A 21,512-nucleotide genomic window follows, 5' to 3' on the forward strand; every position below is an offset into this window, starting at 1 on the left:
CGTCCCGCGCACCCCCCCCCGCCCCCACCATATCTCGCCCAAAAACTTAGACCAAACCAACCACCACCGCGTCCCCCCCCACCCCCCCCCCCCCCCCCCAAACCCCCACCCCACAAGCCTGCCCCCCCAACCCCAACCCCCACACCCCCACCCGCCCCCCCGTCCCCCCCCGCCGGGCGCCCCGTCTGTCGTCTGACGAATAAGATTCCATCGGTGCGGGATGGGCGCGGATACTCGCCTGGGCCGCCCCCGCCAGGACGGCGATATCGGTTACGAACGTCTCGACGGGCCTTGGTATCGCTTCAAGGTCCAGTTCTGAGGTGCGGCCCAGGCTCGGTTCCTAATCCGTCTCGTAGCGCCTGGCGCGTTCGGAGTGGCAGATGTCGGTGATGGCGGCGTCGATCTCGCGGAGGATCTCGGAGGTGCCGGATTTGCCGGTGTAGGTTTCCGTGGGGCGCACGCGGCAGGTGAAGGTGAGGAAACCGTGGTCCTCGCCGGACAATTCGTGCAGGTAGGGGGAGCGGACGCCGTAGGTCATGGCGGAGATGACCGTGAAGCAGCCGCTGCGCTCGCGGTAGTCGGTGAACAGGTCGTGCAGCCGGTGGAATACCGCCGTATACGTCGACAGCGGCGCGAACACCGCCACCCGGTAGGCCGGACCGCGCTCGGCGGAGGTGATCACCGTATCGGCGAGATACTCCGCGTCGCGCAGCGTCAGCACCTTCGGCGAGAACATCAGCGCCCCGGCGGCGGCGTTGCGCACGGGCATTCCGGCGGGGCCGCGCGCGGCGGAGGCGATGGCGCCCAGCGACTTCCGCGCCCGGGTGCCCAGTTCGCGGCGGGCCCGCAGGGAGGCCGTCGCCGTGGTGGGGTGCAGGCTCGACCACTGGCCGAACCTGACCGTGCCCAGCTGCACGTGCCCGGTGCCGACCGGCCGCGACACCCGCAGCGGCGCGGTGTCGACCCAGCGGCCCACCTGGAGCATCGCGTCGCCGGGCCGCTCGATCTCGGCGACCGAATGCTCGACGAAGGTGTCGAAGTCGAGGAAGCGGTGGGCCTCGGAGGTCAGCCAGGTGTGGTCCTTGTCGACCTCGACGGCCTCCAGGGTGAGCGCGGTGATGATGCCGGTGCGCCCGGCACCGCCGAGAATACGGCGGAAGCGGTCGGCGTGGTGGGACCGCCCGCAGGTGCCGAATCTGCCGTCCGGATCGACGTATTCGAGCGCGACGACGTTATCGCTGAACATCCCGTACCGGTGCGAGGCGGCGCTGAGCCCGCCGACCGCCGCGAACCCGCCGGCGGTGATCTCGCGGTGGTCGCCCACGATCGGAAGCCCCAGCCCGTGCGCGGCCAGCGTGCGATCGATATCGGACAGCCGCGCACCGGCCTGCACGCGCACGAGCCGGGCGTCGGCGTCGACGGCCTGCACCCGGTTCATCCGCCGCAGCGACAGCACGACGCGGCGGTCCGGCGGGGCGAGCTCGTCCTCGCCGTGGTCGCCGTATTCGCCGCCGCGGACGGTCAGCGGCTGCGGCCGGGAGTCGCGCACGGTGCGGACGACGTCCGCGGTATCGCGGGGCAGGTACTCCTCGGGAAGGTCGGCCAGCGTCGTGCTCATGCCGTCGCCTCGCTGCTGTTCGATTCCGGCATGCGCACGGGCGCATCGTGTTTCGGGAATGGCTCACTGCGCTGGCTCATGGCCCCACAGCTAACCACAGTTGCGCCGGTTCGTCTGCCCCGAGCTCGAGCGGGCGATCGCGACGTGGGTATCGACCAGCGACATTCCTCCGCGTCGGCGCAGGAGCTACTCGGCCGAGGCGGCGATCTCCGCGAAGGATTCCTGTAGGAGGTCGCAGTAGTCGTCGATGTCGTCGATGAGGGCCGGGTCGCAGACTACCGCGACGGCGAAGGTGTCGGCCGCGCCGACGAACGAGTGGGCCAGGGCGATGTCCGGGTAGACCGGGGGCAGCATGCCCGCGAAGCGGAAAGGGTTGTCCAGCAAGGTCCATTCGGCGGTGGGCTCGCATCGGATGCTGGTCAGGACGGTGTGGGCGACCGTGGGCGGTGCGGATTCGGGAGGCCGGAGCGTGCCGTGGGCGGACCGGTAGATGCGGGCGGGCAACTGGTCGACCAGGTGCAGGCGGGTGAGTTCGCGGCGGCTGGTGGCCGAGCCGCGGCGGGCCCGCAGGGTGGTGTCGACGGCGCGTGCCCGGTCGTTGCCCGGTGTCGCCGGGTGCAGGTCGACCACGTCGGCGCCGACCCGGTTGGCGCCCATCACCGGCGCATCGGGCACGGCGATGGTGACGAAGGCCGCGAGGTCGTCCGGGCAGGTTTCGCCGCGCTTGTCCAGATATCGCTGCATGGCTCGGGAGATCGCGGTGAGGCCGACGGCCGTGACTGTGGTGCCCGGCGCCCGGACCGTGCGCAGATCCACGGGGAAGGTCCGCACGGCGCGGCCGGGACCGATGCGCCGGTTCAGGACGGTGGTGCTGCGTGGCGTCAGGTTCGGCCCGCCCTCGTCGCCCTCCCGCGCGATGCGCCGGTTCTCCGCTCGGGCGCCGATGACGAAGCGCAGCAATTGCACCGGCCAGCTCAGCGCTCCGCGGACGGCCGCGCGCCGCAGCGGCGGGCGGTGCGCGGCGGGGCCGAGTCCTTCGATCCGCAGCGGGGGCGGGCCCGGGGCGAAGAGGGCTTCCGACAGCGATGTCATGGCGGGCCCGGCCATCAATGCGTGACTGACGTGGATCATGACGACGGTGCCCGGGCCGTCCAGCGTCGGAATCCCGGAGACGTCGGGGAAGATGTGCAGCTGCCACGCGCTGACCCGCGCGTCGAGGGGATGTTCCAGGACGCCGCCCATCCGGTCGAGACATCCGCTCCAGTCCAGGCTTTCGGCGTGGACGGTCACGTGGTCGTCGAGCGGGCTGTCGTCGACTCCCCAGAATGGATGGGCGAGCCCGCCGGGCACCTCGTGAATCCTGCGCCGCAACGGTTCCAGCGCCTGGGCGCGATCGGTGACATAGCGGACGAGGTCGGCGGCCGACGGTGTCTTGCCCGCATTCTCGAAGACCCACCACATCGGCCAATCGATGTGGCGGCCCGACCGCGCGAGGTAGTAATAACACGCATCATTGGCCACCAGCTGTGCGTCGTACATCCGCCCGCTCTCGTCGATCCCGATTCCCTGCACTCTAACGACCGCCCCTCCGCCCCGCATTCGACCGGGACGTCCTTGCCGGTCGCACCGGTTCCGGCCAAAAGCATGCCGGAAATGAGGGGGAGCACGCGTGCCGGAGAGGGGGAGCAATCGTGCCGGAAGAGGGGAGCAATCGTGCCGGAGGAGGGAGAGCAGGCGTGCCGGAGGAGGGGAGCAATCGTGCCGGAGGAGGGAGAGCAATCATGCCGGACGAGGGGAGCACGCGTGCCGGACGAGGGGGAGCACGCGTGCCGGAAATGACGGGTGCGGTGCGTGGCGCCGTGGGTGCGTCGTGCATCGGTGCACTGGATAGTTGGGGGAACCTGGACCTCGTGGGACGCGGGGGATCCTCGGCGGTGTGGTCCTGACCAGATACGAGACGAAGCGGTGAGTGCGGGCGGGGGATGGTCAGGCGGGAGGGTGGTTGAACTCGTTGTTGCGGATGCTGGTGGTGAAGGCGTCCCATTCGTTGGGGGTGAAGGTGAGGGACGGGCCGTTCGGGTTTTTCGAATCCCGCACGCCGACAACGTTGTTCACGAATGCGACCTCTACGCACTCACTGTTGCCTCCGCTGAAGCTGGACTTGCGCCACTGAGCACCCGGGAGGTCAACGGAATCGGTCATAGTTGTTTGCTGCCTCTCTCATCAGATCCCGCGTCGGACCTGCATCCAGGGATGCCCTGAACAGCTTATCGAACGCCTCACGGCAGCGCCGAACGTCCTCTCGGCGTTCCAAGTAGACGTCACCGGTGGCGACGTTCTCGGCAAAGACCGTCGATGGCTCGATCGGCCTACCGCGACCGTCCTTCGGGAAGGTCAGGACGATGAACGGCGCAGCTCCGTACCCGAGTGGAAGACCGGCGCGGTAGGGCAGCAGCCGCAGGGTTACGTTGTCGCGGTTGGCCAATGCCACGGCATGACGGAGCTGTGCCGACATGACCGAGGGGCTGCCGACCATCGTCCGCAGGACGGATTCCGTGATAACCGCGTTGACTCGCAACGGTTTTCGGGATCGGGTCAGAAGGTGCTGCCGTTTCAACCGAAGTTTGACGCTACGTTCGACATCCGCTTCGTCCGTGTAGAACCGGCGACCTACGGCCGTCGCGTAGTCGGATGTCTGCAAGAGGCCAGGGATCATCAGCGATTGGAAAACCGCGAGTTCGCTCGCGGAAGACTCCAGTTGGGTGTACAAGTTGAACTTCGACGAAATGATGTCGTCGTACCCGTGCAGCCAAGACCGGACCGGTTTCTGCCGGGCCAATTCCATGGCGATATCGCGTTTCTCGTCCTCGATGCCGTACAGGTCGCAGTAATCCCGGATATCGCGTTCCCGGATCCGTTGTACCCGGCCCAGTTCCAGCTGGCTCACGGCGTTCTTGCTGCACCCCATGGCCCGCGCCGCCGTCTCGGTGGTCATTCCCAGTGCCTCGCGGGCCTCGCGGAGCAACCTGCCCAATTGGCGACGCGGCAATGTGCTCCGGGTGTCTTCGCTTTCCTCGCCCTCGGTCGCGTCGGTCACATCGGTCATAGTGTCCCGTCCCCCGCAGGATGCCAAGTTCGTACCGCTGCGTGACAAGGCTAGCGGCTTTTACGTGACGCGTCCTGGCATTTTGCGCGAATTCCGAAAGCTTGTTGCGTTGCCGTGTCCGCCCTCGGGTGCTCGGACCATGCTCTGCGGCAACAACAACCAGAGCGAGGAACGAATGAATCACCCACACGAACGAATTCACTATGTGAATTCGGCAAGCCCGGGGGGTAGGTCATGAGGTGGCAACCGACGGCGCTGGGATGGATCGACCCCGATGTGTCGAGTTCGCCGGAATGGGATGCGGCGCGATTGCTTCGATTCGCGCGTCGGCTCGGATACGAGCTGCTGTGGCGCGAGGAGTCTGCGGTTCGCGTGGTCGATCAGGTTCGTGCCCTGGATGTCGATGTCGTACTGATCCCGGCGCCGAACCATCTGAGCGCGCTGGAGTTCGACTCGATCATGCACCTGTGCGGCATCGAAACATTGTGTCCGAGAATGTCTTTCGACCGCTGGGCGGACATCGAGACGGTGAGGTCCGGCCGATGAGCGGATGGGTCGCACTGGGTTTCGTCGCTGCCGTCGCAATCCCATCGGCCGTCCTCGCGGCGGCACTGCTGTGGCCCGAGCGGCCGCCGCGGGTCAGGGCTCGACGATTCGGAAATGGGGGTCGGGGGTGTCGAGGAGGTCGGTCAGGGTCTCGAGGACGCGGGGGTCGCCGTCCACGGTGATGCCCTCGAGCCCCGCACCGGTAATGACCTGCAGGAGTTGGGGTTTGGTGAGATGGAGGGTGAGATCCGCCGCGCCGCGCAGGGGCGCCTTCTCCGTATGGGTGCGGTGGGTCAGGGCGCCGTTGGAGAGGGTGAGTCGGACCGTGCGGCCCTCGTCGGTGAGATCCCAGTCCATGGTGAGGTTTCCGGCCTCGGCGGCGCGAGGTCCGTTGATGCGCACGGCGAGTGAGTCGATGAGCATGTCGATGGTCAGGGCACCCAGCATCTCCGCGCCGGTGGTGTCCAGGTCGGCCGGAGTGGTGCCGTGCCGCAGTTCCTGGGCGCCGACGAGGTAGAAGTTGCGCCACGGCCCGTTCTCGGCGCCGTACCCGAGCCGCTCGTACACCCCGGCCAGCGCGTCCTTGGCGCCGCTGTGGTCCGGGTCGGCGAACACGGCGTGATTGAGCAGGGTGGCGGCGAACCGGAGATCGCCCTGGTCGGCGTAGGCGAGCCCCTTGCTGACGACGGCATCCACGCCGCCGTAGTCGGCAACATACCGCTTGGCCTGTTCGACCGGCGGATGCTCCCACAGATGCGCGGGATTGCCGTCGAACCAGCCCATGTAGCGTTGGTAGACCGCCTTGGTGTTGTGACTGGTCGACCCGTAGTAGCCCCGGTTGGCCCACAGCCGGTCGAGCGCGGGCGGGAACCGGAACTCCTCGGCGATCTCGATTCCGGTGTGGCCCTGGTTGATCAGCCGCAGGGTCTGATCGTGCATGTAGGCGTACATGTCTCGCTGCCCCGCCAGCCAGGCGGTCCAGCGGTCGGCGCCCCAGGTGGGCCAGTGATGGGAGGCGAAGGCGACATCGGCCTTGTCGCCGAACAGGGCGATGGCCTCGTCGAGGTAGTGGGCCCAGATGCGGGTGTCGCGGACCAGCGCGCCGCGCAGCGTGAGCACATTGTGCATGTTGTGGGTGGCGTTCTCCGCCATGCACAATGCCCGCCGGTCGGGGAACAGGAAGTTCATCTCCGACGGCGCCTCGGTGCCCGGGGTGAGCTGGAAGATCATGCTGACCCCGTCGATCTTCTCCTCCTGCCCGGTCTCGGTGATGTCGACCGTGGGCGGGACGAGACCGATGCTGCCGATGGAGGTGGTCATGCCCAGCCCGCAGCCGATCTGCCCCTGCGGTCCCTTGGCGAGCGCGCCGCCGTACATGAAGATCGCCCGGCGGGTCATGGCGTTTCCGGCGTAGACGTTCTCGCTCACCGCGTGTTCGAGGAAGCCCGCGGGGGCGAGGATCGGAACCGGTTCGTGGCCTTCGGGAATCACCCCGCGCACGCCGCCGAAGTGGTCGGCGTGCGAATGCGTGTAGATGACGCCGGTGACCGGGCGATCGCCGCGGTGACCGCGATACAGCGCCAGGGCGGCGGCCGCGCACTCGGCCGAGATCAGGGGGTCGATCACGATGACACCCTGATCGCCCTCGACGAGGGTCATATTGGACAGGTCGAGGTTGCGCACCTGATAGATGCCCTCGGCGACCTCGAACAGGCCCTGCTTGTTGCAGAGTTGCGCCTGCCGCCAGAGGCTGGGGTTCGCGGTGGGCGGGCATTCGCCGTCGAGGAAGTCGTAGGCTTTGCCGTCCCAGACCACGCGACCGTCGTCCGTCTTGATGACGGCGGGATCGAGGGCGGTGATGAAGCCCCGGGTGGCGTCGTCGAAGTCGGTCGTATCGGCGAAGTCCAGTGACGTGGTCATGGCCCGATCGTCGCGAAGCCGCGCGCGCCGCGCCTCATCCGATCGGGGTGAAACGGCCGTCAGATCAGGCCGAGCGTGCGGGCGTGGGTGATCGCGTCGGCGCGGGTGCGGACGCCGAGTTTGTGGTAGATGCCGCGCAGGTGGGTCTTGACGGTGTTGATCGACACGCCCATATCGGCGGCGATGCTGTGGGTCGTCATGCCGGACGGGAGCTGGCGCAGCACCGTGGTCTCGGTGCTGGTCAGCGGCGGGGTGTGCGCGTCGCCGCGGGTGTGTGCGCGGCGCCGGACGAGGTCGACGAAATCGTCGAGATAGCCGAATCTGCCCACGAATTGGTCGAGTAGTTCCGCGATGCCGGGCACGTCGATGAACGGACGGACCAGTCGGTCTTCATAGGCGAGCGCCAGCGCGCGATGCAACGCGTCGTAGGTCGCGGTGGGCCGGTCGAGCCGGTGACAGGCCGAGGCATAGAGCAGCCGGGCGTGGATGGCCGAGACCGGATGCAGGTCGTCGCACTCCAGGAGCGGTTCGACCAGCTCCACGGTGGCGACCGAGCGTTGACCGCGGTCGGCGAGAGCGGCCTCGACCAGGGTCGTTTCGGGCCGCGGGCCCAGGACCGCCACGGCCCGGTCGAGCAGCCGCCGGGTGGTCTCGCCCCAGCGGATGCGCAGCAGCGCCCAGGCCACGTGGATCAGCAGGCCGCCGGTCGTGGCCGGTTGCGGCGCCTCGTCGAGCAGACGGTGCATGTCGCTGCGCAGCGTCTCGGCGACGGCGTGGCGGTCGGGGGCGGTGTCGAAGTCGAACAGCCGCGCGAGGACCTCCGCGTGCCAGCCGGGGGCGGGGGCGGTCGAGCCGTCCAAACGCCGTGCGAGCGGGAGGGTTTCGAGATCGTGCGCGCAGTCCTCGGCTTGCAGATACGACATCAGGGCGGCCATGACGCGGGCGTGGGCCAGCGGCGCGGTGTCGTTCAGGTGGTGGTCTTCGGCGAAAGTGACGGCCCGGCAGGCGCGTTCGCGCATCATCGACAGCGCGCCGCGCAATCCGGCGGCGAGCGCGAGGCGGGTGAGCGCGTGCAGGGTGAGGCGGTGCAGCCGGGCGCGCTCCGAAAGCGCCAGCGCGTGGCGCAATTCCGGCTCACCCCAGGAGTGGGTGTCCGGCGCGAGGGTGTGTGCGGTGGCGGTCTGCAGGGCGATATAGCAGTCGAGGTCCGGATGTCCCGTCGGTGCGGGCGGCTCCGGCGGCTCGGGTGGGCGTCCGGTCGCGATGCCGACGTCGCACAGGACGGCATCGGCCAAGGGGCGCAACAGGTTCGGGGTGGTGAACACCGAATTCCGATGTGCGCGTTCACCGATCAGATCCGCCAGCGCCGAGGCCCGGACGAGATCGGCGTGCTCGACGGCGTCGGCGATGCGCAACAGCAGCAGGAACGGGTCGTCGGCGAGGTGTTCCAGACGATCGAGGTGCCGGAACAGGGCACCGCCGTCGCCCTCGAACACCATGCGGGGTCCCAGATCCCGGACGAACTCGGTCAGTGCGGGCTGCCCGGGCTCGGCGAGCACGTGCTGCAGCGCGTTCGGCAGGATCGCGGCGGCGGCGAACCACCGCGCGCACTCGCGATGCACGTGACCGGATCGGCCGGGGTCGGTGCGTGCGCGCTCGGCGAGCAGGTAGGTGCGCAGCATCGGGTGGTAGGTGTACCAGAGCGTCTCGTCGCGGGCGGCGACCTCGAGGGGAAAGTTGTTGCGCAGCAAGAGATCCAGCGTGTGCGGGGCGGTCGGGCCGACCAGGTGTTCGGCCAGCTCGGGGCTGAACGCGTCCGGTACCGCGGTGGTCAGCAGGAATTCCACCGCCTCGGCCGGGAGGGCGGCCAGCAGCTCGCCGACCAGGAAGTCGGCCACCGCGCGCGGGCCGTGGGTCAGCGCGGCGATCGCGGTGTCCCGATCTCCGGTGTGCGCGGCGAGATGGATGGCGGCGATCCGGACCAGACCCGCCCAGCCGGAGGTGATCTCCTGCACGGTGGCCAGTTCGGCCGCGGTGAGATGACAGTCGTGCTGGGCCAGCAAGGCGGCGGTGTCGGCCTCGCCGAACGCGAGATCTCCGGCGCCGACACGGGTGAGCCGGGCCGTCATCTGCAGCGCGTGCCACCGTAGCGGCGGGTCGTAGCGGCCCGCGATGACGGTGGTGAGCGACTCGGGCGCGTGTTCGACGAAGTATTCGAGACCGGCCAGCGTCAGCGGGTCACCGATCAGATGCGCGTCATCGACGACCAGCACGGTGGGCCCGGCGCGGTCGGACAGCGCGGCCAGGATCTCGGCGGCCTCGTCGACCGGCGTGTCCGGAATCGTGCCCGCGCGTGCGGAATCGGGCAGGCCCAGCGCCGCGCCCACCGCCCGCCACCGGCGGGCGGGGTCGGCGTCGAACTCGGCCAGGTTCACCCAGCCGACCGCGAGGCCGGGGCGCCGCCGCCGCGCCCAGTCGGCCAGCAGCACCGTCTTACCGCTTCCGGCCGGTGCGGAGATCAGCACGGTGTGCCCGTCGGCCGCGCGCACCGCGCGGTCCAGGCTCCGGACCGGGCCCGGCAGGCGCAGGGGAGTGAACGGGAGGGCGGGCAGGGTGTGCACCGCCCCGGAAAGTTCTGATCCGACCACGGCCCCTCCGTACGATTCCGGTTCGGTCGAGCCTTGCACCATGCCTGATCTGTCCGCCCCCGAACGTATACCAGGGATTTGCCATGGGTCGATGAATGTTTCCGAGTCTTGATCTGTCAGCCCTTCCGGAAATTGCTCAGTATTATCTGCGGCGCGGTGACGATCGGGGCTTCTCGTCGAGGGTAGGAGGCGCGAATGACATCAGTGGATGCGGCGGTGGCCGTGCGCAAGGGCATGGTCCGGGTCGAGGGCGGCGAGTTCGCGATGGGTTCGCGCGATTTCTTCCCCGAGGAGCGACCGGTGCGCGAGGTCGCCGTGGGATCGTTCTGGATCGATATCCACCCGGTGACGAACGCGGCGTTTCATCGGTTCGTGCGGGAAACCGGCTATGTGACGGTGGCCGAGCGCGCACTCGATCCGGCCGACTTTCCCGGTGCGGATCCGGCCGATCTGGTCCCGGGTTCGCTGGTGTTCCGCCCCACGGCCGGGCCGGTGCCCCTGGATGATTGGCGGCGGTGGTGGTCCTACGTTCCCGGCGCGAATTGGCGTCATCCCGAGGGGCCGGGCACCACGGTGGACGGGCGCACGCGGCATCCGGTGACCCATGTGGCCTACGCGGACGCCGTCGCGTACGCCGCGTGGGCGGGCAAAACGCTTCCGAGCGAGGCGCAATGGGAATTCGCCGCCCGCGGGGGCCTGCCCGCGGCGACATTCCCGTGGGGCGAGGAATTCGCACCGCGGGGGCGGCGGATGGCCAACACGTGGATGGGCCGGTTCCCGTGGGAATTCGTGCCCGGCAAGGGACAGGCCGCGCGGCCGGGCACGACCAAGGTGGGCAGCTACCCGCCCAACGGGTACGGATTGTTCGACACGGTCGGCAACGTGTGGGAATGGACCACCGAGTACTACCGCGGCGATCACAGCGCACCGGCGGGCTCGTGCTGTTCACCGGCCGCCGAACCCGGCGAACGATTTCCGCTCCGGGTCATCAAGGGCGGCTCGTATCTGTGCGCGCCCAACTACTGCCTGCGCTACCGGCCTGCGGCACGGCAGAGCCAATCGGAGGACACCTCCACCTGCCACCTCGGTTTTCGCTGCGTCCTGCCCGACTGACCATGGGAAATGCTCTCTTGCTATCGAATCGGCAACGATGTCGATGCGGCGAGGTAGTTCCAGTCGGAAAATGATCAAGACTGCTTAGTCTGCTCTCCATGGAGCCGCGCGATGACGAGCAGTCTTCCGGGGAATCATCCGAATCCGGCCATCTTCGCCCGCCTGGAAAGCTTTCGAGGCGGGCGATTCTCGGTGGCTTCGCGGCGGCCGGTGTCGGCGCCGCCGCCGTCCCGTTCGTGGCCGCGTGCGGCAATGACGACGGCGACGGCCCACCCGGTTACGGCACCGGGATCAACGAGGGCTTCGACGGCGATATCGAAATCGATATTCGCGATTCCAAGCCGGACTGGGGTCCCTTCGAGGTGAAGAAGGCGCCGGAGGGCGCCCCCAATGTGCTGGTGGTGCTCTTCGACGACACCGGAATGGCGGCCTGGTCGCCGTACGGCGGCCGCATCAATATGCCGGTCATGCAGCGCCTGGCCGACAATGGCGTGACCTATACGCAATGGCACACCACGGCGCTGTGTTCGCCCACCCGATCCTGCATGCTGACCGGCCGCAATCATCACGTGAACCGCTTCGCGGCGATCACCGAGGGCACCAACGGATTCCCCGGCGCGGCGGGCCGCCTGCCCGCCCAGTGCGCGACCGTCGGGCAGGTGCTGCAGGACAACGGCTACAGCACGTTCTGGGTCGGCAAGAACCACAATGTGCCCGAGGAAGATGTCTCGAGCGGCGGTGCGAAATCGGAATGGCCGCTGGCCAAGGGCTTCGACCGGTTCTACGGGTTCCTCGGCGGTGAGACCAATCAGTGGTATCCGGACCTGGTGGAGGACAACAGGTTCGTCGATCCGCCGGCGAAGCCGGAGCAGGGGTATCACCTGTCGAAGGACCTGGCCGACAACGCCATCAAGATGCTGCGCGACCAGCGGTCGAGCAATCCGTCCAAGCCCTGGTACATGTGGTTCTGCCCGGGCGCCAACCATGCGCCGCACCACAGCCCAACCGAATACGCCGAAAAATACAAGGGCCAGTTCGACGACGGGTACGAGGCGTATCGGGAGTGGGTGCTGGCCCGCATGATCGATAAGGGCATCATGCCGCAGGGCACCGCCCTGACTCCGCTCGATCCGCTACCGGAGGATGTGGCGGTGCCGGGCGATGCGGTCCGGCCGTGGGATTCCCTCAGTCCCGACGAGAAGCGGTTGTTCTCGCGCATGGCCGAGGTGTACGCCGGATTCTCCGAGTACACCGATGCCCAGGTCGGCCGGATCGTCGAATTCCTGGAGCAGACCGGCCAGCTCGACAACACCGTCATCTTCTACGCCGCCGACAACGGCGCCTCCGGCGAAGGTTCCCCGAACGGCTCGGTGAACGAGAACAAATTCTTCAACGGCTACCCCGACGACCTCGCCGAGAACATGAAGTACATCGACACGCTGGGCAGCCCCGACACCTACAACCACTATCCGACGGGGTGGGCGGCGGCGTTCTCCACACCGTTCCAGATGTTCAAACGCTACGCGCAGTTCTCCGGTGGCACCTGCGACCCGCTGGTCATCCACTGGCCCAAGGGAATTCGGGCCAAGGGGCAGCTGCGGCATCAATACCATCACTGCACCGATATCGTGCCGACCATCTACGACGTGACCGGTGTGCCGATGCCGGAGGAGTTTCGCGGGGTCGAGCAATATCCGCTCAACGGTGTCTCGATGCGGTACAGCTTCGACGATGCCGAGGCGGCCACCACCAAGAAACGCCAGTACTACGCCATGCTGGGCACGCGCGGCATCTGGGAGGGCGGCTGGAAGGCCGCGTCGGTGCACGCCGCGCTCAGCGACAAGGGCCATTTCGACGACGACAAATGGGAGCTCTACCACGTCGACGAGGACCGTTCGGAGTCGAAGAACCTCGCCGAGGAGAATCCGGACAAGCTGAAGGAACTGATCGACGCGTGGAACGAGGAGGCCGAGAACAACTACGTTCTTCCCCTCGACGACCGCACGGCCGTCGAACAGCTCGGCAACGAGCGGCCCCAGTCCGAACCCCCGCGCGATCGGTACGTCTACTACCCGGACACCTCGCCCGTCCCCGAGGGGGTCGCGGTCAATATTCGCGGCAAGTCCTACAAGGTCCTCGCCAGCGTCGACCTCGCCGCGGACGCGCAGGGCGTCATCTTCGCGCACGGCTCACGCTTCGGCGGCCATACGCTGTTCATCAAGGACGGGACGCTGCACTACGTCTACAACTTCCTCGGCATCCAGCCGGAGCAGGATTTCGTCGCCTCGACGCCGTTGACGCCGGGCAAACACACCCTCGGCATGGAATTCACCCGCGAGAGCAGCGGGCAATACGGCGAATCCCTCGGCACCACAACGCTCTACGTCGACGATCAATCGGTCGACAAGGGCCCCATGCGCGCCCAGACCGGCAAGTTCACCCTCGCCGGAGACGGACTGTGCGTCGGATACGACAGCGGCGACAACGTCTCGCAGCAATACCGGAATCCGGGCACCTTCACCGGCGGAACCATTCGGAGCGTCACGATCGACACCGGCAAGGAGTCCTTCACCGATCTGCAGAAGGAAGCCGCCGCAGCACTGTCACGAAATTAGCCACCGGTCGCATCGGAGGTCGTCATGTCAGCATCGTTGTCCGCGGGGTTGCTCGAATTGGGTTCCGCCGCATTGGCCTTGGCCGACACCGTGACCAGTATCGCCGCCAATGTGGTCTACATCTTGAGCGTATTCGGACTGCTGTGACGAAAGGAGACTGTTGTGAGGGGTGTCGCCCGCATCTTCGTCCTCGCCGCGGCGTTGTCGGCCACGGTGCCACCGGCCACCGGCATGGTGTCGGCCCAGCCCGAGCAGGAGGCGCCGCCGCCGACCTGCTCGGTACCCGCCGAGGTCGCCGAGCAGTTCCTGATCCTGTACGGCAACGCCCCCGCCGTCCCGGCCGCCGCCCGGGGTGACGCGCTGGTGCTGGTCCGATTCACCGGCGCCGACACCATGCGCTACATGGTCGTCGGCACCGGCGTCTGGCACGAGGGGACCTACACCTACAGCTCACCCGCGCCCGGCACCGCCGTCCTCGACAGCGTCGACACCAGTGGGCCGCAACCGGTGCGGTATTCGCTCACGCTGAACTGCCGCACCGACACCACCGGCGACTACCGCTACACCGCCGAGCACGCCGACGCCGCGCCCGCGCCGGGTCCGGCGGAGACGACCACGGTGTACCGGTTCGCCCCGACGGCGCACTGACGTGCGAGCGCGGTCGGACCGCAAGGGCCCGGGGCCGCCGCCGACCGTCACGGCCGGTGCGTGGTCGATTCCGCGCGGGCTGATCGTGGTGCTCGCGGTGGCGGCCGCCGTGGTGGCCGTCGCCGGGGTCAAGGCATTCGCGGATGTGCTCGCGCCGGTGTTCCTGGCGCTGATGCTGACCGTGGCGGTGCAGCCGCTGCAGCGGTGGGTAAGGGGTCGGGGATTGCCCGCGTGGGCCGGTATGGCGGCGGCGCTGGTGGCCGTCTGGCTGATCCTGATCCTGCTCGTCGGCGCGCTGATCGTGTCCGCGGCACAGCTGGCGACCGAACTTCCGAACTACAGCGACCGGGTGACCGACCTGCTGGCCGGGGTCCGCTCGGCACTGGCCGACGCGGGCGTCGATACCGCGCAGATCCACAACATGCTCAGCGGATTCGATGTGCACAAGGCCGTCGACCTGTTGCAGGATGTGCTGCGCAATCTGATCGGGGTGCTGTCGAATCTGTTCTTCGTCGCGGCGCTGCTGCTGTTCATGGCGATCGACGGCATGGCCATGGGCCGCAAGATGGCCGTCGTCTCGGCGACTCGGCCCGAAATCGCCTACGCGCTCACGGCTTTCGCGACCGGGACCCGCAAGTACCTGGTGGTGTCGACGGTCTTCGGGCTCGTGGTGGCGGTGTTCGACGGCGTCGCGCTGTGGTGGCTGGGCGTGCCGCTGCCCGTGCTGTGGGCGGTGCTGTCGTTCATCACCAACTACATTCCCAACATCGGATTCCTCATCGGCCTGGTGCCGCCCGCCCTGCTCGCGCTGCTCGACAGCGGTCCGGCGCTGATGATCTGGGTCATCGTGGTCTACTGCGTGATCAATTTCGTCATCCAGTCGGTCATCCAGCCCAAGTACGTCGGCGACTCGGTGGGGCTCAGCGTCACCGTCACGTTCCTGTCGCTGGTGTTCTGGTCGTGGGTGCTGGGACCGCTCGGCGCGCTGCTGGCGGTGCCGCTGACGCTGCTGGTGAAGGCGCTGCTGCTGGATATCGACCCGGCGACGCGCTGGGTGAACGTCCTCATCGGCGACAAATCGCCCGCGCCCGCCGCCGAATTCGAGGATCGCGGGTATCCCGGCGCTAATCCGGCAGGCGGGACATCTCCAGCAGGGTGAGGCCCAGCGCATCGATGCGGGCCATCACGCCCCGCACCGCGGTGCTGTCGGGCACGGTGCCGTACAGGGTGGTGGTGCCGGAGGTGGAGCGGTCGCTGCGCGCGAGTTCGGGGAAGGCGGCCCGCGCGCGTTCGGACAGTTCACCCTCGATGACGAACTGATACCGAACGGCACCCGACATGGACGGTCACCCTCCTCGTGGGTTCTCTGCGTGTCGCCGCTGTCCCGGGCGGTGCGCCCGCGCGATTCAGCCTGGCCGCGGGGTGATGCGCCCACATCATCCGATCGGGATGACTTCGGCCGGACGAGATCGCCGCCGCTCACCCTCCGCGGGTGAGGCGCGGCGGCCCGGGGGTGCGTCACAGTCGTCCCAGACGTCTGCGCTCGGAAGGAGTCGGAAATGTCAACCTCATCGGACAACCATCCCGTGCGGCAGGGATTGGCCGCGGGCACCTCGATCGGCGCCGCGGTCCTGCTGATCACCGTCGGCATCCTGTCGCTGTTCGAGGGCATCTCGGCGGTCGCCAACGACGATCTGTTCGTCGTGGGCGTCGAGTACGTCTACAAATTCGACGTCACCACCTGGGGCTGGATCCACATCGTGCTGGGCGTGATCCTGGTGATCTGCGCGCTCGGGCTGATGACCGGCACGGCGTGGGGACGCGGCGCGGCGATCGGCATCGCGGCGGTGTCGATCCTGGCGAATTTCCTGTGGCTGCCGTACTACCCGTGGTGGTCGGTGCTGGTGATCGCGCTCGACGTCGTGGTCATCTGGGCCGTCGCCACCTGGCGCCCGCAGGACTGACCGACGGCGAATCCGGTTGAGCGGGTGAGGGATCCGTGACGCACCGGCCGGTCTTCGAATCCCTGCGCGGGTACCGGCGGGGCTGGTTGCGTCCCGATGTGATCGCCGGGCTCACCGTGTGGGCGGTCATGGTCCCGGAGGCGCTGGCCTACGCATCGATCGCGGGGGTGCCGCCGGTGACCGGACTGTACGCCGCGGTGCCCGCCCTGGTCCTCTACGCGCTGGCGGGCAGTTCGCGGCATCTGGTGGTGGGCCCGATGTCGGCCACGGCGGCGTTGTCGGCGGCCATCGTGACGCCGCTGGCCGGGGCCGACGGCGGCCGGTACCTCGCGTTGTCCACCGCGCTGGGCGTCGTGACGGGCCTGGCCGGGCTGCTGGCCGGGCTCGTCCGGCTCGGCTTCGTGGCGTCGTTCATCTCCGAGCCGGTGCTGAAGGGGTTCATCGTCGGGCTGGCGCTCACCATCATCGTCGGCCAGGTCCCGAAGCTGCTGGGCATCGGCAAACACGAGGGCGACTTCTTCGAGCAGGCGTGGGGCGTGCTGACGAATCTCGGCGAAACACACTGGCGCACAGCGCTTCTCGGTGTGATGAGCCTCGCCGTGGTGCTGGGGCTGCGGCGGTGGCTGCCGCTGGTGCCCGGATCGCTGCTGGCGGTGCTGCTGGGCATCGCCGCGGTGGCGGTATTCGGTCTGGACGACAAGGGTGTCGACATCGTCGGCCACATCGACTCCGGCCTGCCCGCGGTCGGCCTGCCGGGTGGGGTCGGGTTCCGCGACTACCTCGACCTGCTCGGTCCCGCCGTGGGCGTGGTGCTGATCGGGTTCGCCGAGGGGCTGGGTGCGGCGAAAACCTATGCGGCCGAGGCGGGTTACGAGGTGGACGCCAACCGCGAACTGTTCGGACTGGGCGCGGCCAACCTCGGCTCCGGGCTGGCGTCGGGCATGGTCGTCAACGGCAGCCTGTCCAAGACCGCCGTCAACGGCTCGGCCGGTGCGAAGACGCAGCTGAGTGGGCTGGTCGTCGCCGCGCTGACCGTGCTCACCCTGCTGTTTCTGACCGGCCTGTTCGAGCGGCTGCCCGAGGCGACGCTGGCGGGTGTGGTCATCGCCGCCGTGATCGAGCTGGTCGACGTCGCCGCGCTGCGCCGCCTGTACCGGGCGTGGACGGAGCGGCTGGGCGCGATCTACGGTAGGGCGGCCCGCGCGGACTTCACCGCGGCGCTGGCGGCGATGCTCGGTGTCCTGCTGTTCGACACCCTGCCCGGGCTGCTGATCGGCATCGGCATCTCGATGCTGCTGCTCGTGTACCGCACCTCGCGGCCGCACGTCGTGCCGCTGGCCGCGCAGGGGACGCTGTGGCTCGACGCGGACCGGCATCCGGGCCTGGCCCGGCGCGCGGATCTGCTGGTGGTGCGGGTCGAGTCGGGGCTGTTCTTCGCCAACGCCGACTACGTCCGCGAGCGGATCGAGCAGCTGTGTACCGGGCACACCCGGCTCGTCGTCCTCGACGCCGAAACATCGCCGACCATCGACGTCACCGCCGCGGGCGCGCACCCGGGCCTGCGCGACGCTCTCGCGCGCCGCGGCGTCGACTTCCGCATCGCCCGCTCGATCGGCCAGTTCGGCGACGAGCTGGGCACCGCGCCGACCGGGGGCACCCCGATCGCGGTGTACCCGACCGTCTCCGCGGCGGTCGCCGATCTCCCGGAGCGCGGCGCCTGATCAGCGGCGCACGCGCCGGAACAGTATGCCCGCAAGCCATCCCACCACGAACATCACCAGCAGGATCAGCCACATCGGCGAACGCACCGTGATCATCAGGAAATCGATCTCCACCCGGTCCCGGTTCGCCACGATGAACAGAACGGCCAGCACCGTCAGCACGATCGCCAGCCACTGCGTGATCGAGATCCGCGACACGATCGAGGGTTTCGCTGTCTTGTCCATCGCTGTCCTCCGCGGGGAGTAGGGACAGATCAGACCCGAAGTATCCGCCGCCGCCCGGCCGCCCCGCCTCACCCGCAGCGGATGAGGTCGGCTACCGGCTGGAGACCCGCTCGCCGACCGTGTGCTCCACGACCACCGTCGGGCTCCACGGCATCAGATCGTCGACGGCACGCTGTAGCTCGCCGATCGGCGGCAGCTGCTGGGGGCCGAGGACGGAGACGGTCGCGGTATCGCTCTGCAGCGTCACGTCCGTGACCTCGGCGCCGGAGATGTCGCGCAACCAGTCGTCGGCGGCCTCGGAGATCTGGCCCGCCCACAGCGACGTCAGGGAATTGACCGTCATCGGCAGCGCGACCAGCACCAGGGTCGCGGTCAGCACCAGGTATGCCCGGCCGCGGCGCGCGGTGGCCGCGCCCGCCTCCCGGCCGTATCCGACGAGCACGAGCACCGCGGTCGTCGTGAGGATCATGGCGACCACGTTGGACATGAACAGCACCAGGGCGCCCAGCGCCAGCGCCGGTGCCTGCGATCCCAGGCAGACGCCGACCACCGCCAGCGGTGGCACCAGGGAAATGGCGATGGCGACGCCCGGCAGCACGTCGCCGACGTCTCGCCGCGTGATCGCCACCGCCGCGACCAACCCGGTCGCCAGCGCCGCCGTGAGATCCATCAGGGTGGGCGAGGTCCGCCCCTGCACCTGGGAATTCGACAGCACGGACACCGGGTTGGGCAGCAGCTGCGCGAACAGGAACCCCAGCAGGATCACGACGCCGACCCCGGCGAGGACCAGCAGCAGGCTGCGGCCGATCAGGTGGCCGCGAGCCGTCGCGATGCCCAGGCCGATGCCCAGGATCGGCACCGACAGCGGGGCCACGATCATCGCGCCGATCACCGTCGCCGTGGAATCGCCCGCCACACCCGAGATCGCGATGACCGCCGACAGCACCAGCATGATCCAGAACGCCGACCGCTTCGCCGGTGCGTCACCGACGGACAGATCCAGGCGATCGGTGAGGTCGTCCAGCGAGCGGCGCCGACTGTCCGGAAGCAGATACTGCATCGCCGCATTCTGCGGGCGCCGACGGGCTCCGGATTCACCCCGTGGAGGTGATCTTCGGGATCAGACCTCGATGGGGACGGCCGTTTCGCCGATGTCGCCGATCACCCCGCGCAGCTGGGCCTTGCCGTCGGCCAGCGCGTAGGTGACGCCCGCGATCGCGCACTCGCCGGCGGCGACGCGCTCGGCGATGATGGACGAACGCTGCATCAGCAGGCGGGTGGTCTCCACGACGTGGCGGGCCTCGAACTCGTCCACGCTGGTCAGGCCCTCACGCTTACCCATCAGGATCGACGGGGTGACCTTCTCGACGACGCTGCGGATGAATCCGCCCGGGACGCCCTCGCCGTCGAGCGCGTCGATGGTCGCGCGCACGGCGCCGCAGCTGTCGTGGCCGAGCACCACGATCAGCGGCACGCCCAGCACCGCGACGCCGTACTCGATCGACCCGAGTACCGACGAGTCCACGACGTGACCGGCGGTGCGGACGACGAACATGTCGCCGAGCCCGCGGTCGAAGATGATCTCGGCCGCGACGCGGGAGTCGCCGCAGCCGAAGAGGATCGCCGACGGCTGCTGCCCGCCGACGAGCTTGGCGCGGTCCGCGGCTCCCTGACCGGGGTGCTGCAGCGTGCCCTCGACGAATCGGTCGTTGCCGTCACGCAGGGACTTCCAGGAACTGATGGGGTTCGCGTGGGACATATGTCCGATTTACCATATGTAGTTAGCGGCTGGCGAACGAAGGTCCGGTAACCGCGCGATTCTCCGGTTCGCGCGCGCAGGTCGCGGCGCGCATGGGGGTGGTGTGTGATTCTGCCCGCGTCCCGGCGCGCCCTGCTACCCCGTGTGCGCGCAGATCACCTGGTAGGCCCGGGCGGCGTCTTCGGCGAAGACGAGGATGCGGCGATGGTGGCGTTGCGGGTGGCGGAAGGCCGGGCCGGTGGTGGAGCGGATGCCGTTGGCGCGCAGGATGTTCCGGACCGTGCGGGCCGCATCGTCACTGGGTACCGTGGCGGCGGCGACCAGCAGGCCGTAGTCCTCGGCCTCGGGTTCCGCCGCGGATCTGTTGCGCCGCAGTCTCATTGGTCGCCTCCTCTGCTGTTGCTCCCGCTGTCTTCGGGACGGCCGGATCCGCTGCTTCCGTTGTGGGCGTTTCCGTGGCCTCCGTTGCGCGCAGGGCCGTTACGGACTGATCCATTGCGATCCTGGTGATCCTGGAGCACCGCAAGCTGTTTGCGTTCCTGCTCGTGCTCGTAGCCGGTGAGGTCCGCGACCTGCGCGGGCGGGTCGGAGCGGAGGAACGAGCCCAGGCCGGGTTTGCCCGCCCAGCCGAGTTTGTTCATCTTCTTCGGCACCGGCGCGCCCTGGTACTCCAGCGGGATCGGATGACCGTGGTCGTCGATCGGGCCGAGCGGCTGGTGCATCTCGATGTACTCGCCGTGCGGGAGGCGCTTGATGATGCCGGTCTCGATGCCGTGCTCGAGTACCTGCCGGTCGCTGCGCTGCAGGCCCAGGCACATTCGGTAGGCCAGGAAGTAGGCCAGCGGCGGGCCGACCAGCAGCGCGATGCGGAAGAACCACGTCGTCGCGTTGAGCGAGATATCGAACTGCAGCGCGATGATGTCGTTGACGCAGGCCACCGTCAGCACCGCGTAGAAGGTCAGCGCCATCGCGCCGATCGCGGTGCGCACCGGCACATCCCGCGGCCGCTGCAACACATTGTGGTGCGCGTGGTCCTTGGTGAGACGCTTCTCGATCCACGGGTAGTAGATCATCAGGACGAAGATCACCAGCATCAGCACCGCGATCGAATTCGAGGCGGGGATGGTGTGGCCGAACAGGTACGCCTCCCACGGCGGGAACAGGCGCAGGAAGCCGTCGGTCCACATCAGGTAGAGATCGGGCTGGGTTCCGGCCGACACCTGAGAAGGGTTGTAGGGCCCCAGGTTCCAGATCGGGTTGATCTGCAGTACGCCGCCCATGAGCGCCAGCACGCCGAGGGTGAACATGAAGAACGCGCCCTGATCGAGCGAGAACACCGGCACGATACGGGCGCCGACCACGTTCTTCTCGGTGCGCGCCGGGCCGGGGAATTGGGTGTGCTTCTGGTACCAGATCACTCCGATGTGGGCGGCGACCAGCGCGAGCATGATCGCCGGGAACAGCAGCACGTGCGCGATGTACAGGCGGGGGATGATGATGTCGCCGGGGAAGTCGCCGCCGAACATCAGCCAGTGCAGCCACGTGCCGATCACCGGCATCCCCATGGTGATTCCCGAGAACGCGGCCCGCAGGCCCGTGCCGGAGAGCAGATCGTCGGGCAGCGAGTAG

The 21,512-nt window shown here is 68.5% G+C and carries 20 protein-coding genes; 8 read left to right on the top strand and 12 right to left on the bottom strand.

Translation table 11 applies throughout. From position 1 onward, the window contains the following. Positions 1 to 340: 340 nt before the first annotated feature. The 4 genes from QH290_RS35110 to QH290_RS35125 all read right to left on the bottom strand — a co-directional run bounded on the left by QH290_RS35110 (position 341) and on the right by QH290_RS35125 (position 4,715). Positions 341 to 1,618 (bottom strand): FAD-binding oxidoreductase, encoded by a 1,278-nt coding sequence (locus tag QH290_RS35110; RefSeq protein WP_280269345.1) that lies wholly within the window; start codon positions 1,616 to 1,618, stop codon positions 341 to 343. A 186-nt stretch (positions 1,619 to 1,804) separates the two neighbouring features. Then, positions 1,805 to 3,190, bottom strand: a complete 1,386-nt coding sequence (locus tag QH290_RS35115) for a wax ester/triacylglycerol synthase domain-containing protein (protein ID WP_280269344.1) — start codon at positions 3,188 to 3,190, stop codon at positions 1,805 to 1,807. 414 nt (positions 3,191 to 3,604) lie between these two features. After that, positions 3,605 to 3,820 carry a DUF397 domain-containing protein gene (locus QH290_RS35120; protein ID WP_280387648.1) on the bottom strand — a complete coding sequence of 72 codons (216 nt, stop codon included), beginning with the start codon at positions 3,818 to 3,820 and terminating at the stop codon, positions 3,605 to 3,607. Then, on the bottom strand, positions 3,804 to 4,715 hold the full coding sequence (locus QH290_RS35125; RefSeq protein WP_280387649.1) for a helix-turn-helix domain-containing protein: 912 nt from the start codon (positions 4,713 to 4,715) through the stop codon (positions 3,804 to 3,806). The genes QH290_RS35120 and QH290_RS35125 overlap by 17 nt, the downstream gene beginning before the upstream one ends. Before the next feature lie 243 nt (positions 4,716 to 4,958). On the opposite strand from QH290_RS35125, the gene QH290_RS35130 reads away from it, so the two are divergent. Beyond that, complete coding sequence (locus QH290_RS35130) at positions 4,959 to 5,270, top strand: hypothetical protein (protein ID WP_280269341.1); 312 nt, start codon at positions 4,959 to 4,961, stop codon at positions 5,268 to 5,270. 93 nt (positions 5,271 to 5,363) lie between these two features. On the opposite strand, the gene QH290_RS35135 is transcribed toward QH290_RS35130, so the two are convergent. Together QH290_RS35135 and QH290_RS35140 are read right to left on the bottom strand one after the other, a co-directional pair. Further along, positions 5,364 to 7,190, bottom strand: a complete 1,827-nt coding sequence (locus tag QH290_RS35135; protein ID WP_280387651.1) for an alkyl/aryl-sulfatase — start codon at positions 7,188 to 7,190, stop codon at positions 5,364 to 5,366. Between the two features lie 59 nt (positions 7,191 to 7,249). Continuing rightward, the gene (locus QH290_RS35140; protein ID WP_280387654.1) at positions 7,250 to 9,838 is read right to left on the bottom strand and encodes a winged helix-turn-helix domain-containing protein; all 2,589 of its coding nucleotides are present in this window, start codon (positions 9,836 to 9,838) and stop codon (positions 7,250 to 7,252) included. Positions 9,839 to 10,033: 195 nt separating this feature from the next. On the opposite strand from QH290_RS35140, the gene QH290_RS35145 reads away from it, so the two are divergent. The 5 genes from QH290_RS35145 (at position 10,034) to QH290_RS35165 (ending at position 15,373) form a co-directional block, all read left to right on the top strand. Then, positions 10,034 to 10,951, top strand: coding sequence for a formylglycine-generating enzyme family protein (locus QH290_RS35145; RefSeq protein ID WP_425303691.1), 918 nt, complete (start codon positions 10,034 to 10,036; stop codon positions 10,949 to 10,951). Positions 10,952 to 11,049: 98 nt separating this feature from the next. Next, positions 11,050 to 13,566, top strand: coding sequence for a sulfatase-like hydrolase/transferase (locus QH290_RS35150; RefSeq protein WP_280387656.1), 2,517 nt, complete (start codon positions 11,050 to 11,052; stop codon positions 13,564 to 13,566). A 24-nt stretch (positions 13,567 to 13,590) separates the two neighbouring features. Beyond that, entirely contained in the window at positions 13,591 to 13,713 is a 123-nt protein-coding gene (locus tag QH290_RS35155; protein WP_280269337.1) for a hypothetical protein, read from the top strand. A 15-nt stretch (positions 13,714 to 13,728) separates the two neighbouring features. Further along, positions 13,729 to 14,214, top strand: coding sequence for a hypothetical protein (locus QH290_RS35160; protein ID WP_280387658.1), 486 nt, complete (start codon positions 13,729 to 13,731; stop codon positions 14,212 to 14,214). A 1-nt stretch (position 14,215) separates the two neighbouring features. After that, a complete protein-coding gene (locus tag QH290_RS35165; RefSeq protein WP_280387660.1) occupies positions 14,216 to 15,373 on the top strand; it encodes an AI-2E family transporter in 1,158 nt (385 codons plus the stop codon). Here the strand turns inward: QH290_RS35165 and QH290_RS35170 are convergent. Further along, entirely contained in the window at positions 15,339 to 15,554 is a 216-nt protein-coding gene (locus tag QH290_RS35170) for a hypothetical protein (protein WP_280269334.1), read from the bottom strand. The genes QH290_RS35165 and QH290_RS35170 overlap by 35 nt on opposite strands. A gap of 219 nt (positions 15,555 to 15,773) precedes the next feature. Here QH290_RS35170 and QH290_RS35175 point away from each other — a divergent pair, with 219 nt between their 5' ends. After that, complete coding sequence (locus tag QH290_RS35175) at positions 15,774 to 16,178, top strand: DUF7144 family membrane protein (protein WP_280269333.1); 405 nt, start codon at positions 15,774 to 15,776, stop codon at positions 16,176 to 16,178. Positions 16,179 to 16,213: 35 nt separating this feature from the next. Then, positions 16,214 to 17,899 carry a SulP family inorganic anion transporter gene (locus QH290_RS35180; RefSeq protein ID WP_280387662.1) on the top strand — a complete coding sequence of 562 codons (1,686 nt, stop codon included), beginning with the start codon at positions 16,214 to 16,216 and terminating at the stop codon, positions 17,897 to 17,899. On the opposite strand, the gene QH290_RS35185 is transcribed toward QH290_RS35180, so the two are convergent. From QH290_RS35185 to QH290_RS35205, 5 genes are all read right to left on the bottom strand, one after another. Next, positions 17,900 to 18,124: a LapA family protein gene (locus QH290_RS35185; protein ID WP_280269331.1), complete on the bottom strand. Its 225-nt coding sequence runs from the start codon at positions 18,122 to 18,124 to the stop codon at positions 17,900 to 17,902. A gap of 91 nt (positions 18,125 to 18,215) precedes the next feature. Beyond that, complete coding sequence (locus QH290_RS35190; protein WP_280387664.1) at positions 18,216 to 19,184, bottom strand: DUF389 domain-containing protein; 969 nt, start codon at positions 19,182 to 19,184, stop codon at positions 18,216 to 18,218. A 60-nt stretch (positions 19,185 to 19,244) separates the two neighbouring features. Further along, positions 19,245 to 19,883, bottom strand: coding sequence for a carbonic anhydrase (locus QH290_RS35195; protein ID WP_280387666.1), 639 nt, complete (start codon positions 19,881 to 19,883; stop codon positions 19,245 to 19,247). Between the two features lie 135 nt (positions 19,884 to 20,018). Beyond that, positions 20,019 to 20,264 (bottom strand): hypothetical protein, encoded by a 246-nt coding sequence (locus QH290_RS35200; RefSeq protein WP_280269328.1) that lies wholly within the window; start codon positions 20,262 to 20,264, stop codon positions 20,019 to 20,021. Then, positions 20,261 to 21,512: cytochrome b (locus QH290_RS35205; protein WP_280387669.1), on the bottom strand; the 1,252-nt coding region annotated here is incomplete at its 5' end. The genes QH290_RS35205 and QH290_RS35200, both read right to left, overlap by 4 nt.

It is taken from the genome of Nocardia wallacei, assembly GCF_029869545.1.
Classification (GTDB): domain Bacteria; phylum Actinomycetota; class Actinomycetes; order Mycobacteriales; family Mycobacteriaceae; genus Nocardia; species Nocardia wallacei_A.